General features: G+C 70.0%; 12 protein-coding genes. 8 read left to right on the top strand and 4 right to left on the bottom strand.

All coding sequences use genetic code 11. The features are described from left to right. Positions 1-115: 115 nt before the first annotated feature. Complete coding sequence (locus tag BDD16_RS06110; protein ID WP_310732801.1) at positions 116-340, top strand: helix-turn-helix domain-containing protein; 225 nt, start codon at positions 116-118, stop codon at positions 338-340. Then, positions 337-1,581, top strand: a complete 1,245-nt coding sequence (locus tag BDD16_RS06105) for a type II toxin-antitoxin system HipA family toxin (protein WP_179633126.1) — start codon at positions 337-339, stop codon at positions 1,579-1,581. Before BDD16_RS06110 ends, BDD16_RS06105 begins: the two co-directional genes overlap by 4 nt. A 14-nt stretch (positions 1,582-1,595) precedes the next feature. Here BDD16_RS06105 and BDD16_RS06100 read toward each other — a convergent pair whose 3' ends face one another. Genes BDD16_RS06100 through thiD form a run of 4 tightly spaced genes read right to left on the bottom strand, consistent with a single transcriptional unit; the run spans position 1,596 to position 5,995 of the window. Further along, positions 1,596-2,834, bottom strand: coding sequence for an NAD(P)/FAD-dependent oxidoreductase (locus tag BDD16_RS06100; protein ID WP_179633125.1), 1,239 nt, complete (start codon positions 2,832-2,834; stop codon positions 1,596-1,598). 1 nt (position 2,835) lies between these two features. Beyond that, the gene (locus tag BDD16_RS06095; protein WP_179633124.1) at positions 2,836-3,711 is read right to left on the bottom strand and encodes a D-hexose-6-phosphate mutarotase; all 876 of its coding nucleotides are present in this window, start codon (positions 3,709-3,711) and stop codon (positions 2,836-2,838) included. 17 nt (positions 3,712-3,728) lie between these two features. Next, positions 3,729-5,021 (bottom strand): glutamate-1-semialdehyde 2,1-aminomutase, encoded by a 1,293-nt coding sequence (gene hemL, locus BDD16_RS06090; protein ID WP_179633123.1) that lies wholly within the window; start codon positions 5,019-5,021, stop codon positions 3,729-3,731. Between the two features lie 35 nt (positions 5,022-5,056). Further along, entirely contained in the window at positions 5,057-5,995 is a 939-nt protein-coding gene (gene thiD / locus BDD16_RS06085; RefSeq protein WP_179633122.1) for a bifunctional hydroxymethylpyrimidine kinase/phosphomethylpyrimidine kinase, read from the bottom strand. Positions 5,996-6,142: 147 nt separating this feature from the next. On the opposite strand from thiD, the gene BDD16_RS06080 reads away from it, so the two are divergent. The 6 genes from BDD16_RS06080 to BDD16_RS06055 all read left to right on the top strand — a co-directional run bounded on the left by BDD16_RS06080 (position 6,143) and on the right by BDD16_RS06055 (position 16,208). Beyond that, positions 6,143-6,295 (top strand): rubredoxin, encoded by a 153-nt coding sequence (locus BDD16_RS06080; RefSeq protein WP_179636024.1) that lies wholly within the window; start codon positions 6,143-6,145, stop codon positions 6,293-6,295. Positions 6,296-6,325: 30 nt separating this feature from the next. Continuing rightward, entirely contained in the window at positions 6,326-6,742 is a 417-nt protein-coding gene (locus BDD16_RS06075) for a response regulator (RefSeq protein ID WP_375139065.1), read from the top strand. 66 nt (positions 6,743-6,808) lie between these two features. Then, entirely contained in the window at positions 6,809-7,174 is a 366-nt protein-coding gene (locus BDD16_RS06070; protein ID WP_179633121.1) for a response regulator, read from the top strand. Positions 7,175-7,196: 22 nt separating this feature from the next. Further along, entirely contained in the window at positions 7,197-7,727 is a 531-nt protein-coding gene (locus tag BDD16_RS06065) for a chemotaxis protein CheW (RefSeq protein WP_179633120.1), read from the top strand. A gap of 52 nt (positions 7,728-7,779) precedes the next feature. Beyond that, complete coding sequence (locus BDD16_RS06060; protein ID WP_179633119.1) at positions 7,780-10,119, top strand: methyl-accepting chemotaxis protein; 2,340 nt, start codon at positions 7,780-7,782, stop codon at positions 10,117-10,119. 5 nt (positions 10,120-10,124) lie between these two features. Further along, positions 10,125-16,208, top strand: a complete 6,084-nt coding sequence (locus tag BDD16_RS06055) for a hybrid sensor histidine kinase/response regulator (RefSeq protein ID WP_179633118.1) — start codon at positions 10,125-10,127, stop codon at positions 16,206-16,208.

Raw genomic sequence — 16,208 nt, 5'->3', positions numbered from 1 at the left:
TTTTCCGATAGACGTCGCGCGATGTTCGTCTTAAATTACCGAACGGTAATTTCGGAGATCACCGATGCCTGATGAATCTCAAAAAATCCCGATCGGTCATTTTGATCATCCTGTGGTGCTGCGCACCGCCGCCGACATCGGCCAGGTGGTGCGTGCGCAGCGCCAGTCCCAGGGCTTGCGTCAGATCGACCTGGCCGGCATCGGCAACACCGGCAACCGCCTGATCGTGGACATTGAGAAGGGCAAGCCGACTGTGCAGTTGCAGAAGGTGCTGGATGTGCTGGAGCTGCTGGGCCTGGAGGTGACGGTGCGGTCGAAGGCGTCGAGGTCGGCGCTGTGACCGCGTTGGATGTCTTCCATGACGACGAGTGCGTCGGCACGCTTCACGACACCGAGCCGGTGAGCTTCACGTATGCGCCGACCTGGCTGGCGCGTCCTGGTGCCTTCCCGCTGTCCGCGATCCGGCTGCAACCCGGCCTGATCACGTCGCCCGAGGTGCTGGCGTTTTTTGAGAACCTGCTGCCGGAAGGGGACTTGCGGGTCTACCTGTCGCAGCAGCGCAAGGCGTCCACGCTGTTTGCCCTGCTGCGCGAAGTGGCGGGTGACACGGCGGGTGCCTTCGTACTGCTGCCGCAGGGGCAGTTGCCACAGCCCGCGGTGTACGAACCCACGACTTGGGCTGCCTTGGCCGACACGATCCGGAATCGATCGGCAGCCGCGATTCAGACCGAGGACGGCCACACCCGCATCTCCTTGGCCGGCGCACAGGACAAGGCCTCGATCGCGATCCTGGACGGCCAGACGCCGCTGCTGCCGAAGGGGGCGGCACCGTCCACGCACATCCTCAAGCCCGACATCCGGCGGCTGCCCAAGGTCCGCGAGTCCGCTGCCAACGAGGCGATCATCATGCGTACGGCGGCCCACTGCGGCTTGCGTACGGCCCAGGTGTTTTACGAGCCGCTGACCCGCGCCTGCGTCGTCGAGCGGTTCGACCGGTTCATCCGCGACGACGGCGCGCTGGGGCGGCTGATCCAGTACGACTTCTGCCAGCTCGCGGGCATCGCCTCGGAGCGGAAGTACGAGAAGGAAGGCGGTCCCGGCGTGGTGCGCTGCGCCCAGATCCTGCGCCAGTACAGCAGCAGCCCCGCCCAGGATCTGCAGGCCCTCGTGCAATGGCTCTTCTTCAACCTGTACGTGGGCAACAACGACAGCCACGCCAAGAACCTGTCGGTCTACTGGCGGCCAGGGCAGGGGGTGCGGCTCACGCCGTTCTATGACCTGATGTGCACGCGGGTCTATCCGGGGCTGTCGAAGGAGTTCGCGTTCAATCTCGGGGGCGAGGTGTTGCCCGGCCAGATGGGGGCGGCGCAGGTGCAGGGGTTGGCGGAACAGCTCGGCATGGGACCCCGCTACCTGCAATCGGTGGCGCGGACGCTGGCGGCTAAGGTGCCGGCGGCGATCGACCAGGCGGTGAGCGAGATCTCCCCTCAGCTCACCCCGAGTGGGCGGATCTTTGCGGGGCAACTGGCCGTGGAAGTGAAGTCGATGACACGGCGGCTGGTTGCGCGTCTGGGTGCCTAGAGCCTCTTCTGATCTCAGCCAAACCGCCCCGGCCAATACGCCCCCGCATCAATCCACGTCCGCTCCCCCGCCACCATCTCCGCCACCAGCCGCCCCGCCACCGGCCCCAGCGTGAACCCCTGGTGCGCATGCCCGAAGTTGAACCACAGCCCCGGATGTCGCGGCGCCGGCCCCATCACGGGCAGCATGTCCGCCGTGCAGGGCCGCGCGCCCAGCCACGGCGCGCCGGCCACGGGTTCGCCCAGGTCGACCCACTCGCGGGCGAGGGCTTCCGCCTTGGCGAGTTGCACCGGGGTGGCGGGCGCGTCGATCGGCGCGAACTCCGCGCCCGTGGTCAGCCGCAATCCCTGCTCCATCGGCGCCAGCACATAGCCCCGCTCGGCGTCCAGCAGCGGCTGGCGCAGCGTGACCGGGGCGCGGTAGTGCTGGTGGTAGCCGCGCTTGAGGAACAGCGGGAAACGGTAGCCCAGCGTGCGGATCAGCCCGTCCGCCCACGGCCCGAGCGCGAGGACGGCCTGTGCCGCCTCCACGCGGCCGGCGTCGGTCTGCACGCTCCAGGCGGCGCCCGCGCGTTGCAGCGTGGTCGCGTCGCCGGTCAGCACCCGCCCACCGCGGGCGACGAACAGCGCGGCATAGCGTTGCACCAGCGCGCCCGGGTTGCGCACCGCCCAGGGATCGAGCCAATGCACGGCGCCGGCCAGCGTCTGGCGCAGCGCGGGTTCGGCCTTGGCCAGCGCCGCGCCGTCCTCGACCCGGTGCCGCACGCCGAAACCCGCTTCCAGCGCCCGGGCCCGCTGCACCCCCTCGTCAAAGGCCCGCGCTGTGCGGAACCCGAAGCGGAATCCCTCGCGCACCACCAGATCCTCCGCCCCGGCGGCGGCGATCAGCGGCGCGTGTTCGGCCGTGGCGTGAGCGATCAGGCGGCTGTAGTGCTGCGTCGCCACGGTGTGGGCCTGCGGGTGGGAGTTCCGGAAATACCGCAGCAGCGGCCCCGCCATCTGCCACAGGCCGCGCAGATGCCAATGCACCTCCGCCCCACGCCCGAGCGCCACGTCGAGCAGGAAGCCGGGGTCACGCGGGAAGGGATACGGCTCGACCGACTCGCCCTGGATCAGCCCGGCGTTGCCGAAGGAGGTTTCCTGGCCGGGCGGGCGGCGGTCGATCAGCGTGACGTCGAAGCCGCGTTGCTGGAGGTGCAGCGCGGTGCAGGTGCCGACCATGCCGGCGCCGAGCACCAGGATGGTGGCGGTCACGTCAGTCCGCGATCACCAGCGTCTGCATCGCCGCCCACTCCTGCCCACCCGCCAGCCGCACCCGGTCGCCGATCTGCGCGGCCTCGACGCAGAGCATCTGCAGCCAGTCGTCGTCCGGCATGTCCGGCAGCGCGGCGCATTTCTCCGGCCCCGGATTCCACACCACCACGTCATCGAACGCATGCGACTGGATCAGCAGTCGCCGGCCCGTTTCGCGCAGGGTCAGCTCCTTCGGGGCGTTCCAGTAGATGCGGTCGATTTCCTGCGCGATGGTGACGACGTCGATCCACTGCTGGCGCGGCTGGTCGAGCACGGCGTCGTGGTAGTTCTGGTCGAGCAGGCCTTCGAGCTGCGCGTGGCGCACGTCGCCGCAGCCGAGGTAGGTGTGCAGCGCGGCCTGGAACTCGATCGTGGTCTCGCCGGTGTTGAGCACGGCCAGTTCCATCTCCAGCCGGCGGTCGTCGACGCTGACGGTCATCTCCAGCGTGAAGGCGTGCGGCCAGATCGCGCGGGTGGCCTCGTCGTCGCTGAGCGTCAGCACCGCGAAGGCGTGTTCGCCGCGGACCTGTGCCTCCTGCACCTGCCACGCCCGGTTGCGGGCGAAGCCGTGCTTGGGCAGCGGGCCTTGCTGGTTGAACTGCGGAAAGATCACCGGCACGCCGCCGCGCACCGCCGCACTGTCGCCGTACTTCGTCTCGGGCGACAGATAAAGCTGTTCCTCGTGGCCGGCCGGGATCCACGACACGACGTGGGCGCCGTGCAGCAGGATGGTCGCCTGCGCGCCGTTGGGCGAGCGCAGGTGCACGGCAGGCTGGCCGTTGAAGGAGATCAGGCCGGTGGGATACAGCGCGCGGGGCTGGTCGTGTGCGTCAGACATGGCGGTCGGTCCTTCGCTCACAGGCTGCGCAGCACGTCGGCGGCGACGGCGACCGTCTCGGCGATGTCGGCGTCGGTGTGCGCGGCGCTGACGAAGCCGGCTTCGTACAGCGCGGGCGCCAGATACACGCCGCGGTCCAGCAGACCGTGGAAGAAGCGGTTGAAGCGCGGCTGGTCGGTGGTCATCACTGTGGTGTAGTTCTGCGGCAGCTCGGGCATGAAGAAGAAGCCGAACATCCCGCCCTGGCTGTCCACCGAGAACGGCACGCCGGCCGCGTCCGCAGCGCCCTTCAGGCCATCGACCAGCGTGCGCGTCTTGCGCGACAGGTCATCGAAGAAGCCCGGCTTGCGGATCTCGCGCAGCGTGGCCAGCCCGCAGGCGGTGGCGACCGGATTGCCGCTGAGCGTGCCGGCCTGGTAGACGGTGCCGAGCGGGGCGAGGTGTTCCATGACCTTGCGCGAGCCGGCGAACGCGGCCAGCGGCATGCCGCCGCCGATCACCTTGCCGAACACGCTGATGTCGGGCGCGAAGCCGGGGATCGCGGCGGCGTACAGGCTCTGCGCGCTGCCGAGGGCGACGCGGAAGCCGGTCATCACCTCGTCGAACACGAACAGCGCGCCGTGCTGGTCACACAGCTCGCGGATGCGCTTGACGAACGGCACCTGCGCCCGCACGAAGTTCATGTTGCCGGCGATCGGCTCGATCATCACGCAGGCGAGTTCGGGGCCGTGCAGCCGGAACGCCTCTTCGAGCTGTTCGAGGTTGTTGTATTCGAGGACCAGCGTGTGCTGCACGACTTCCGGCGGTACACCGGCGGAGGTCGGGTTGCCAAACGTCGCCAGACCCGAGCCGGCCTTGACCAGCAGCGGGTCGGCGTGGCCGTGGTAGCAGCCTTCGAACTTGATGAACTTGGAGCGGCCGGTGGCGCCACGGGCCAGGCGGATCGCGGTCATCGCCGCTTCGGTGCCGGAACTGACGAGGCGGATCTGCTCGCAACTCGGCACCAGCGACAGGATCTCCTCGGCCAGTTCGATCTCGCGCTCGGTCGGGGCACCGAAGCTGAAGCCTTCGGTCGCGGCCTGCTGGACCGCCGACAGCACCGCCGGGTGGCCGTGGCCGAGGATCATCGGGCCCCAGGAGCCGATGTAGTCGATGAAGCGCTTGCCTTCGGCGTCCCACATGTAGGGACCTTGGGCGCGGGCGATGAAGCGGGGCGTGCCGCCGACGGCGCGGAAGGCGCGCACGGGGGAATTCACGCCGCCCGGAATCACCTTCCGGGCACGTTCGAACAACTGGTCGTTGGTGGTCATCGGTCTCGCGCCGGGCGGACCGGCGCCTGGTTGGTTCAGTGGATGCTGCGCGGCTTGGTGGGCGAGTCGATGTCGGCGGTCATCGCGTCGATGATGTCCTCGTCGCCTTCGCCGTCCTCGTCTTCCGGAGGCATGGCCCAGAAGAAGCGGTCGGGCACCACATTGCCCATGCCGGGGCGGAAGCCCGAGTCGAGCGACTGGTCGAGGAAGGCCAGCGCTTCGGAGACGGCGATGTGCAGTTCCTGCCCGGTCGCCATCAGCGCGGCGATCGAGGCCGACAGCGTGTCGCCGGCACCGATGAACGAGGTCTCGAAGCGCTCGAACTTCTCGCCCGTGATGGCGCCCTGCGGCGAGGACAGCACGTTGTCCACCTGGTTGTTGGGCAGCTGCAGGCCGGTGACGAGCACGTACTGCGTGCCGTGCTTGCCGGCGGAGACCGCGAGTTCGCGCGCCGACGGCGGGCGCTCGGAGTCCCAGTCGGGCAGCAGGAAGTCGGTGAGCGTCTTCTGGTTGCCGACCAGCACCAGCGTCTGCGGCAGCACGAGTTCGCGCAGCGCGTCGTGGTAGGCGGTGGCCTCGTCCTCGTCGTCCATCCAGGACAGCGTGGGCAGGTAGGTCACCAGCGGCACGTCCGGGTAGTCGGACAGGATCTCGGCCACGGCGCCGACGTTCTCGGCGTTGCCGAGGAAGCCGACCTTCCAGGCCGAGATGGTCACGTCTTCCAGCACGCTGCGGGCCTGCTCGACGACGGTCTCGGGGTCGAGCGCAGTGTGCTCGAAGATCTCGGCCGTGTCGCGCATGACGATGGTCGAGATCACGGGCAGCGCGTGCGCGCCCATGGCGGCGATGGTGGCGATGTCGCCAGCGACACCGCCGGCGCCGGTGGCGTCACTGGCATTGAAGCTCATCACGCAAGCCGGGGCCGGCAGGTCCTGGGGGTCGTCGCTGACGATTTCGGTTGCGTTGGGGTTCATCCGGGAGGGCCGAGGGACTCTGGCCGTTTTCTGAGAATTGTTGTGAAGGGGTCCGTCTGTTCTCGCCGGGCAGGCGGGGCCAGTGGCTACAATCTTTGTCCATTGTAGACAAGCTGAACACACGCCGTGAGCCCTTCGAAAACCTGGATGTGTCTGATCTGTGGGTGGATCTATGACGAAGCGATCGGTGACCCGGAACATGGCATCGCACCGGGCACGGCCTGGGCGGACGTGCCGATGAACTGGGTCTGCCCGGAATGCGCCGCCCGCAAGGAAGATTTCGAGATGGTCCGGATCTGACCTGACCCTGCCAACCCAGCGAGCCCAGTCGTGGAACACCTGCCTGACACCCCTAGTTCCGAACGCACGCGCTCGGTCACGCGTGTGCTGGTGATCGACGACAGCAACACCATCCGCCGCAGCGCCGAGATCTTCCTGAAGCAGGGCGGCTGCGAGGTCGTGCTGGCCGAGGACGGTTTCGACGCGCTGGCCAAGATCAGCGACCACCGCCCGGACCTGATCTTCTGCGACATCCTGATGCCGCGGCTGGACGGGTACCAGACCTGTGCCATCATCAAGCGCAACCCCGAATTCGCCACCGTGCCGGTGATCATGCTGTCCTCCAAGGACGGTCTGTTCGACAAGGCGCGCGGGCGCATGGTGGGGTCGGAAGACTATCTGACCAAGCCCTTCACCAAGGACCAGTTGCTCCAGGCGGTGCAGTTGCACTGTCGGGTGGTGTCCTGATGTGCCGTGCCCGGGTCGGCACGCGCTGAGCCGGGCCCCGACGCTTCGCACCCAAGACGACCCGCCATGCCGATACACAACATCTTGTTGGTGGACGACTCCAGGACCGAACTGCACGTCCTGACGGACCTGCTGGTGCGCCAGGGGTTCCGTGTGCGCACGGCCGAGAACGGCGAGGAGGCCCTGCGCCGCATCGCCGAGGAAAAGCCCGATCTGATCCTGATGGACGTGGTGATGCCGGGCCAGAACGGCTTCCAGCTCACCCGCACCATCACCCGCGATCCGCGCTACGCCGATGTGCCGGTGATCATGTGCACCAGCAAGAGCCAGGAAACCGACAAGGTCTGGGGCATGCGCCAGGGCGCGCGCGACTACGTGGTCAAGCCCGTCAATCCTGACGAGCTGGTCCAGAAGATCCGGGCCTTCGGCTGAACCCCATCCACCAGGAGCCCTCATGGCCAACAAGGAAGCGCTGAGGGAGCTGCAAGGCCGACTGGCCGAGCGCTTGCAGGAAGTCCGCAGCATCGAGCACACCGTGGGCTGGCTGGCGGTCGAGTGCGCCGGACACGCGTTCCTGTTTCCGCTGGCCGAGGCCGGCGAGATCTTCCAGCCGGGCACGCTGCTGGGCGTGCCGCACACCGAGCCGTGGTTCCTGGGGGTCGCCAACCTGCGTGGCGCCCTCACCGGCGTGGTGGATCTGGCCGGATTCCTTGGATTGCGCGAGCGGATTCCACCCGCCGTGCGCGAACAGGCGCGTGTCGTGGCGTTCAATCCGATGCTGGAGCTGAACGCCGCGCTGCTGATCGACAAGCTGGCCGGACTGCGCCACGCGGACCAGATGACCCCCGTGGTGCCGGATGAACTGCCGCAGCCTGCCTTTGCCGGCGGACGCTGGCTCGATGCGTCCGGCCGGCTCTGGCAGGAACTGCGCCTGTCGATGTTGCCGCGGGACGAGCGTTTCCTGCGCATCATCGGCGCTGAATGACAGCCGTCCTGTGGCACGGTCGCGGACGCAACGGTTGAAAGACGAGGCGGGGATGGGTTTCATTGACAGGCTCAAGGGCAAGAACCAGCGGCACGGCGGGCCGGAGGCGCCCGTGCCCGACGACGAGTCCTATGCCGGTCCGTACACGGTCAGTGGCGAGGAGTCCGACGATCTGCGCGACACGGTCCAGGACGCATCGCTCCAGACCACCATCTCGGTCCCCGAGGGCTCCATCATCAGCGAGGCTTCGCCGTCCAGCCTGCGGGTGCCGTTCCACGAGCGCCGCCCGTCCTCGGGTGCGTCGCCACGGCGGGCGCCGCTGGGTGCGCGGGTCCGGTTGCCGCTGATCGGTGGCTGGTCGTCCGACCGGCAGCAGCGCCTGCTGGGCGGGTTGCTCGCGCTGGGCGGGCTGGGTCTGGTGCTGGCGTCGGTGATGGCGGTGCGCTCGGCGGGGGGCAGTTCCGCGCAGATCGGAGCCACCGGGCAGGCCCTGATGCAGTCGCAGCGGCTGGCCAAGGCGGTGCTGCAGGCGCTGGCCGGGCAGCCCCAGGCCTTCGCCGAGGTGCGCGAATCGACGGCGGTGCTGGCCGCCAATGTGCGCGGCCTGCACAGCGGGCAGGCCGACGCCGGCCTGCAGGCCGTCTCGCTGACCACGCGTGGCCTGGTCGATCCGCTGCTGGCGGTCGTCGACAAGACCGAGAAGAATGCCGGCATCGTGCTGGCCCAGGAAACGCTGCTGACCCAGGTCGGGCAGGCGCTGAAGGCGATCAACCGCCAGTCGGGCGAGTTGCTCGACTCCACCGAGGCCATCGCCGCCGCCAAGGTGCAGCAGGACGCGCTGCCGACCGAGGTGTCCGCCGCCGGCCGGCTGGTGATGCTGACGCAGCGCATCGGCAAGTCCGCCAACGAGTCGCTCACCGTCGAAGGCGTGTCGCCCGAGGCGCTGTTCCTGCTTGGCAAGGACCTCAACACCTTCCGCGACGTGGCCCGCGGCCTGCTCGACGGCAATCCCGATCTGCGCCTGACCGCCACCAAGGATCCACAGATGCGCGCCCGGCTGGAGGCGCTGCTGAAGTCGCACGAGGCGCTGCGCACGCACGCCGGGGCCATCCTCGGCAACCTGCAGGGCCTCGTCTCGGCCCGCGAAGCCGAGACGGCCATCATCGCCGACACGGAAGCGCTGCGGCAGGGCCTGACCAGGGTGCAGTCCAGCGTGTCGTCGGTCGGCGGCATCGGCTGGTTCAATGTGGGGCTGCTGGGCCTGTCGCTGCTGCTCGGGTTGCTGGGCGGCCTGGGGCTGTTGCTGGTGTTCACGGCCGACCAGCGCCAGCGCGCGTCGGTGTCGGACGTGCAGCGCCTGGAGGCCGAGCGCCAGGAGCGCGAAGCCAAGCGCGTCAACGATGCGAACCAGGCGGCGATCCTGCGGCTGATGAACGAGCTGCAGGCGGTGGCCGAAGGCGACCTGACGCAGCAGGCCACCGTCACCGAGGACATCACCGGCGCCATTGCCGACTCGGTCAACTACACCGTGGAAGAGCTGCGCTCGCTGGTGTCGCAGGTGCAGGGCACGGTGGCGCGGGTGACCGACACGACGCAGCAGGTCGAGGCCACCTCCACCGAGCTGCTGGCTGCTTCCGACGAGCAGCTGCGCGAGATCCGCGAGACCGGCGAGGCCGTGCTGCAGATGGCTGGCCGCATCCAGCGGGTGTCGGGCCAGGCGCAGCAGTCGGCCGACGTGGCACGGCATTCGATGTCGGCGGCCAACTCGGGCCTGACCGCGGTGCTCGACACCATCGGTGGCATGAACACCATCCGCGAGCAGATCCAGGAAACCTCCAAGCGGATCAAGCGGCTGGGCGAGAGCTCGCAGGAGATCGGCGAGATCACCGAGCTGATCTCCGACATCACCGAGCAGACCAATGTGCTGGCGCTGAACGCCGCGATCCAGGCCGCGTCCGCGGGGGAGGCGGGGCGCGGTTTCTCGGTGGTTGCCGAGGAAGTGCAGCGGCTGGCCGAGCGTTCCGGTGACGCCACGCGCCAGATTGCCGTGCTGGTCAAGACCATCCAGACCGACACCGCGGACGCCGTGGTGGCGATGGAGCGCTCGACGCAAGGGGTGGTCGAAGGCGCCAGGCTGTCCGACAACGCCGGCACCGCACTGACCGAGATCGACCGCGTCTCGCGCCAGCTCGCCGAGCTGATCGAGGCCATCTCGGCGCAGGCCCGCCAGGAGGCGGAGAACGCCACGGTCGTGGCGCAGAATATCCAGCACATCTTCGCCGTCACCGAACAGACCGGCGAAGGTACCCGCTCCACCGCGCAGCTGGTGCGCCAGTTGTCCCGCACGGCCGAGGAATTGCGGCAGTCGGTGGCGCGTTTCAAGATCAGTTGAGCCCGATGGACCAGCACCACACCGCCGTGACCGATGACCTCAGCGCCCTTGCCTGGGTGCTGGAGGAGCTCCGCAAGACGCTGGAGGCGGCGCACAAGTCGCTGCGCCGCTACCTGCGCGAGGTCGGCGCGGCCGCGGGCTCGGACCTGGACGATGTCGAGCCGGCTGTCCTGCGCACGGCCCGCCAGCACATCCACCAGGGCGTGGGTGCGCTGGAGCTGGTCAATCTGCCCGAAGGAGCGCTGTTGCTGCGCTCGGCCGAACAGCTGGTGCAGCGCTTTGTCGCCAGGCCGCAGCGGCTGGATGCCGCCGGGGTCGAGGCGATCGAGAAGGCCTCGCAGGCGCTGCTGGACTATCTGGCGCAGAAGCTCGCCGGCAAGCCGGTGCAGGCCGTGGGGCTGTTTCCGCAGTGGCGCGTGCTGCTGGAGCTGAACAGCGCCGAGCGCATCCATCCGGCCGACCTGTGGGCGCACGACTGGCGCCTGCGCGAGGTGCCGGACACGACCGGCAGCGTGGCGCACCCGGCCGATGCGGCGATGCTCGCCAGCATCGAGCGGGCGCTGCTCGGGCTGATGCGCCAGAACACGCCGGCCGCGGCCGTCGCGCTGTCCCGCGACTGCGCGCGCCTGGCCCAGGCCGCCGCCGGAGCCGAGGAGGCCACGCTGTGGCGGCTGGCGAGTGCGTTCTTCCAGGCCTGGTCGCTCGGGCTGCTGCCGCCGGACATGTTCCTCAAGCGCACGGCGTCCCGCGTCATGGCGCAGCTGCGCAGCCGCCTCAAGGGCGAGGAGGGCTTCTCGGAGCGGCTGGCGCAGGACCTGCTGTTCTATTGCGCCCGCGCCTGGCCGCAGCCCGGCGTGCAGGCGCCGATGCTCGGGGCGGTGCACGCCGCCTACGACCTCGTGCCGCTGACACCGGTCGACTACAACACGCCGCTCTACGGCCGCAGCGACCCGGCGCAGGTCCAGCAGACCCGCAAGCGTGTGAAAGCGGCCAAGGACGCCTGGAGCCTGGTGTCGTCGCCCGAGGCCTTCCGCGATCCGCACCGGGGGGTGCCGCTGCTCGACGTGTTCACGCTGGTCGGCGAGTCGATCAGCCGCCTCTATGAAGATGGCGGTCAGCTCGCGCGGGCGCTGCTCGCGGCCGCCACGGCGGTCGTGCGCGCCAACCGGCCGCCCGGCCCCGAACTGGGCATGGAGGTCGCCACCAGCCTGCTCTATCTGGAAGCCGCGCTTGACGAAGCCGATGTCGACCGCAATGGCCACGCCGACCATGCCGTCCGCCTGGCCGAACGCATCGACCGGGTGACCGCCGGACAGCACTCGCAGCCGCTGGAGCCGTGGATGGAGGCGCTCTACCGCCGTGTCAGCGAGCGCCTGACGCTCGGCAGCGTGGTGCAGGAGCTGCGCGCGACGCTGGGCGAGGTCGAGCAGCAGATCGACCAGTTCTTCCGCAGCCCGCAGGAAAGCGGCTTGCTCGCCGGCGTGCCGGGCCTGCTCGGCTCGATGCGCGGCGTGCTGTCGGTGCTGGGCGTCGATGCGGCCATCGAGACGCTGCACCGCATGCGCGAGGACGTCGAGCACCTGCTGCACAGCGAACACCTGCCGCAGGAGGCCCGCACGCTGAGCGCCTTCCAGCGTCTGGCCGCCAATCTGGGTGCGCTGGGCTTCCTGATCGACATGCTGAACGTGCAGCCGGTCGTCGCCAAGTCGCTGTTCCAGTTCGACCCGCTGCTGGGTGTGCTGTCGCCGGTGATGGGCCGCTCGGCGGTCTCGGCCGACGTGATCAGCCGCGCCGAGGCGATCGCCGACGCCGTGCAGCACGACGAAGTCTCGCTGGACGCGGTCGCGGCCGACCTGCGGGCGCTGCAGGACGATGCCCAGGTCACCGCGCTGCCGGCGCTGGCGGCCCACCTCAGCGCCGCCCGCTTCGCCATCGACCACGACCACGACGAGGGCCGCGCACAGGTGCTGCAGGTGATGCAGGACTTTGTCGCGACCGCCACGGCGCCGCTCGGCCTCGATCCGCTCGGCCCGCCGCTGACCGCGCGGCCGCCGGCACCGGGCCCGCTCGACATGCCGGTCTTCCAGCCCACCGGACTGGAAGACGACGACGAGATGCGCGAGGTCTTCCTCGAGGAGGCCCGCGAGGTGGTGGTGGAAGGTCTGGCGGCGCTCGACGCGCTGTCGCAGACGCCCGGCAACCTGCCGCTGCTCACGCACCTGCGCCGCGCCTTCCACACGCTCAAGGGCAGCGCGCGCATGGTCGGCTTCAATGCCTTCGGCGAGGCGGCCTGGTCGTGCGAGCAGCTCTACAACCACTGGCTGGCCGAACAGACGCCTGCCAGTCCCGAGCTGCGCACCTTCACCGGCGACGCGCTGCGCTATTTCGAGGGCTGGACCGAGGCGATCGCCCGCCGGGATGCGGCCGACTTCCTGCCCGAGCCGATCATGGCCAGTGCCGAGGCGCTGCGCCATGCTGGCGAGCTGATGCGGGTGTGTCTGCCGGGGGTTTCGTCGCCGCCCGTGCCGTCGCCGACGATCTCGCGGTCTGGCGGGCTGTCCGACGCCGGACTGGTCGATCTGGAAGTGCCGCTGGATGAACCGGCCCGGCCACTGATGGAGCCGCTGCAGGCGACCCGTCCGATGGAGCTGGGGGGCGCCATGTGGCGTGCGTCCGCGCCCGCACCGGCTCCGGTGCAGGACGACTTGACGATGCTCATCGACCTGCCGCTGGACTTCAGTGCCCCGGCGGTGGATGTCTCGTTCGACGACTTCGAGCTCCCTGCGGGTCCGGTCGAGCGCATCGAGGTCGAGACCTCCGGTCTGGACGATGAACACCACAGCTGGCGCGCGCCGCTGCAGACCAGCACCACCTCGGAACACGCCACGCTGAGCGGCCCGCTGCCCGAGGCGGATCTGGCCCGCCCGGCCGAACTCCCGCCCCAGATCGAGCCGCTGGACCTCGATGTGGGCGAGGTACCGGCTCCGCCCCCGGTGCCAGCGCCAGCGCAGCAGACCGCCGACGTGATCGACCTGGACGGCGTGCGGGCCCAGATCGCCGCCGATGTGCTGCGCGCCGCGCAGCCCGACCGGCAGGGCGACGACGACCAGATCAAGGTCATCGGCCCGCTGCGGCTGCAGATTCCGCTGTTCAACATCTACCTCAACGAGGCCGACGAGGTCTCGCGCCGCCTGGGTACCGAACTCACGCTGTGGGCGATGGAGCTGCCGCGTCCGCTTGGCGAGGAGGCCGTGGCGCTGGCCCACACGCTGGCCGGCAACTCGGCGACCGTCGGCTTCACCGAACTGGCGCAACTGGCGCGCGCGCTGGAACATGCGCTGGACCAGGTGCTGGCGCTGCAGGCCGTCGGTCCGGTCGACCCGTCCGAGGCGGAGCTGTTCGTGATGGCCAGCGATGACGTCCGCCGTCTGCTCCACCAGTTCGCGGCCGGTTTCCTGCAGGTGGCCTCCCCGCTGGTCAGCGAGCGGCTGCAGGCCTGGAGCCAGGCGGCCCAGCAGCGTCTGACCAGGACCGCGGGGTCCCTCGACACCGAGGCGCCCGCGCCGGTCCCGGCCTCCATCCCGCTGGCTGCGCCCGTCGCCGCCCCGGGGCCGGTGACGACCACCGCTGCCGCCACGATCGTGCTCGACCATGCCTTCGATGCCGACATCGACCAGGTCGACCAGGTCGATGCCGACCTGTTCCCGATCTTCTCCGAGGAGGCGCAGGAGTTGCTGCCGCGGCTGGAGTCGCAGGTGGTGGCCTGGCTGCAGAATCCCGGCCATGCCGGTGCACCGACCGCGTGCATGCGCACGCTGCACACCTTCAAGGGCAGCGCCCGCCTGGCCGGCGCGATGCGTCTGGGCGAGCTGGCGCACCGGTTCGAGTCCGCGATCGAGGCGCTGCTGGCAGGGCGCGTGGAGGCGCAGGTTGCCGGCTTGTCGGTGCTGGCGCAGCGGGCCGATGCGCTGCTCGCCGCCTTCGAGGCGCTGCGCGAGCGCCAGTCCACACCGCTGTCCACGGTGGTGGTCGCTCCCTGGGCCCAGACCACGCTGGCGCCGCCCCGGCCGCTGGCGGTCGAGACGCGGGTGCCCGCGCCTCCCGCACCAGGCGCTGCCCAGCGCGCAGCGACGGCTCCCCCGGTGGCGCTGCCAGCCGACACTGCCGGCACGATCGACTGGTCGCGCTTCACCGTGCCACCGGCTGGTGTGCCGGTCACGCCGGCCGAGCGTGTCGTGCTCAACCCGCAGCCGGTGCGCGTGCGCGCGGCGCTGCTGGACCGGCTGGTCAACCTGGCCGGCGAGGTCAGCATCACCCGCTCGCGGCTGGATGCCGAAGTCGGCCACATCCGCAGCTCGCTGGGTGACCTGACCGACAACCTGGAGCGCCTGAGCCGGCAGCTGCACGACGTGACGCTGCAGGCCGACACCCAGCTCGAATCGCGCCGCGAGGCCGCCCGCGCGGCGGCGCAGGAATTCGACTCGCTCGAACTCGATCGCTACACCCGGCTGCAGGAGCTGACGCGGATGATGGCCGAGTCGGTCAACGACGTGGCCACCGTGCGCAGCGCCCTGCAGCGCACCCTGCAGACCGCCGAAGACGAACTCGCCGTCCAGGCCCGCCTGACCCGCGAACTGCAGGGCGACCTGCTGCGCACGCGCATGGTCGAGTTCGAGAGCCTGTCCGAGCGGCTCTACCGCGTCGTGCGGCTGGCGGCCAAGGAGGTCGGCAAGCAGGTGCGTTTCGACATCGTCGGTGGTGGCGTCGAGGTCGATCGCGGCGTGCTCGACCGCATGACCGCCGCGTTCGAGCACCTGCTGCGCAACGGCGTGACCCACGGCATCGAGTCGCCCGAGCAGCGGGCCGCCGCGGGCAAGGATCCTGTGGGCCGCATCACGATGTCGCTGGTGCAGGAGGGCAACGAGGTCTGCGTCGAACTCCGCGACGACGGTGCCGGGCTCGACCTGGGCCGCATCCACGAACGCGCGGTCGCGATGGGGCTGATCCCCGGCGGGGTCGTCGTGGCGGATGCGGTGCTGACGGACCTGATCTTCGCCCCCGGCCTGTCCACGGCGGCCGTGCTGTCCGAGGTGGCCGGGCGCGGGGTCGGCATGGACGTGGTCAAGTCCGACGTGCAGTCGCTGGGCGGGCGCATCGAGATCCGCTCCGAGACCGGCCGCGGCACCTGCTTCAAGCTGGTGCTGCCGCTGACGACCGTGGTGACGCAGGTCGTGATCCTGCGCGCGGGCACGCGCTCGATCGCCGTGCCGTCCAACCTGATCGAACTGGTGCAGCGCACGCCGGCCGAGCGGGTCGAGCAGGCCTACCACGAGGGGCATTACCTCTATGGCGGGCAGCCGCTGCCGTTCTACTGGCTCGGCGCGCTGCTCGACAGCCCCGGCCGCAGCCTGGAGATGAGCGGGCGCACGCTGCCGGTGGTGATCGTGCGCTCGGCGCAGCAGCGCGTGGCGCTGCATGTCGACGACGTGCTTGGCAACCACGAAGTGGTGGTGAAGAACCTGGGCGCGCAGCTGGCGCGGGTGCCGGGGCTGGCGGGCATGACGCTGCTGGCCTCGGGTGCGGTGGCGCTGATCTACAACCCGGTCGCGCTGGCGGCGGTCTACGGCGTGCAGGCGCAGCGGCTGATGCAGGTCGCCGCGCTGAAGGGCCCGGACGATGCCGCGCCGGTCGAGCTGGCCAGGCCGGCGCCGCTGGTGCTGGTGGTGGACGACTCGCTCACCGTGCGCCGCATCACCAAGCGCCTGCTGGAGCGTGAAGGCTACCGCGTGGCGCTGGCCAAGGACGGCCTGGAGGCGCTCGACCTGCTGGCGGGCGAGCGGCCGGTGGTCGTGCTCTCCGACATCGAGATGCCGCGCATGGACGGCTTCGACCTGCTGCGCAACATCCGCAGCGACAGTGCGCTGACGGGGTTGCCGGTGGTGATGATCACCTCGCGCATCGCCAGCAAGCACCGGGATCTGGCGCTCGAACTCGGCGCCAGCCACTACCTCGGCAAGCCCTACAGCGAGGACGAGCTGCTGCGGCTGATCGCGTCCCACGCCGGGGCCTTGCCCGGCCCCTCTTCCTGA

The sequence above is a fragment of the Sphaerotilus montanus genome, assembly GCF_013410775.1.
GTDB lineage: Bacteria > Pseudomonadota > Gammaproteobacteria > Burkholderiales > Burkholderiaceae_C > Sphaerotilus > Sphaerotilus montanus.
The sequence above is the reverse complement of the archived record's forward strand: the minus strand, read 5'-3'. Positions and strand labels throughout refer to the sequence as shown.

Bases quoted from the DNA above. Each gene is read 5' to 3' on its own strand.
- BDD16_RS06095 (WP_179633124.1), bottom strand. From the start codon at position 3,711: ATGTCTGACGCACACGACCAGCCCCGCGCGCTGTATCCCACCGGCCTG.
- hemL (WP_179633123.1), bottom strand. From the start codon at position 5,021: ATGACCACCAACGACCAGTTGTTCGAACGTGCCCGGAAGGTGATTCCG.
- thiD (WP_179633122.1), bottom strand. From the start codon at position 5,995: ATGAACCCCAACGCAACCGAAATCGTCAGCGACGACCCCCAGGACCTG.
- BDD16_RS06080 (WP_179636024.1), top strand. From the start codon at position 6,143: ATGTGTCTGATCTGTGGGTGGATCTATGACGAAGCGATCGGTGACCCG.
- BDD16_RS06070 (WP_179633121.1), top strand. From the start codon at position 6,809: ATGCCGATACACAACATCTTGTTGGTGGACGACTCCAGGACCGAACTG.
- BDD16_RS06065 (WP_179633120.1), top strand. From the start codon at position 7,197: ATGGCCAACAAGGAAGCGCTGAGGGAGCTGCAAGGCCGACTGGCCGAG.
- BDD16_RS06060 (WP_179633119.1), top strand. From the start codon at position 7,780: ATGGGTTTCATTGACAGGCTCAAGGGCAAGAACCAGCGGCACGGCGGG.
- BDD16_RS06055 (WP_179633118.1), top strand. From the start codon at position 10,125: ATGGACCAGCACCACACCGCCGTGACCGATGACCTCAGCGCCCTTGCC.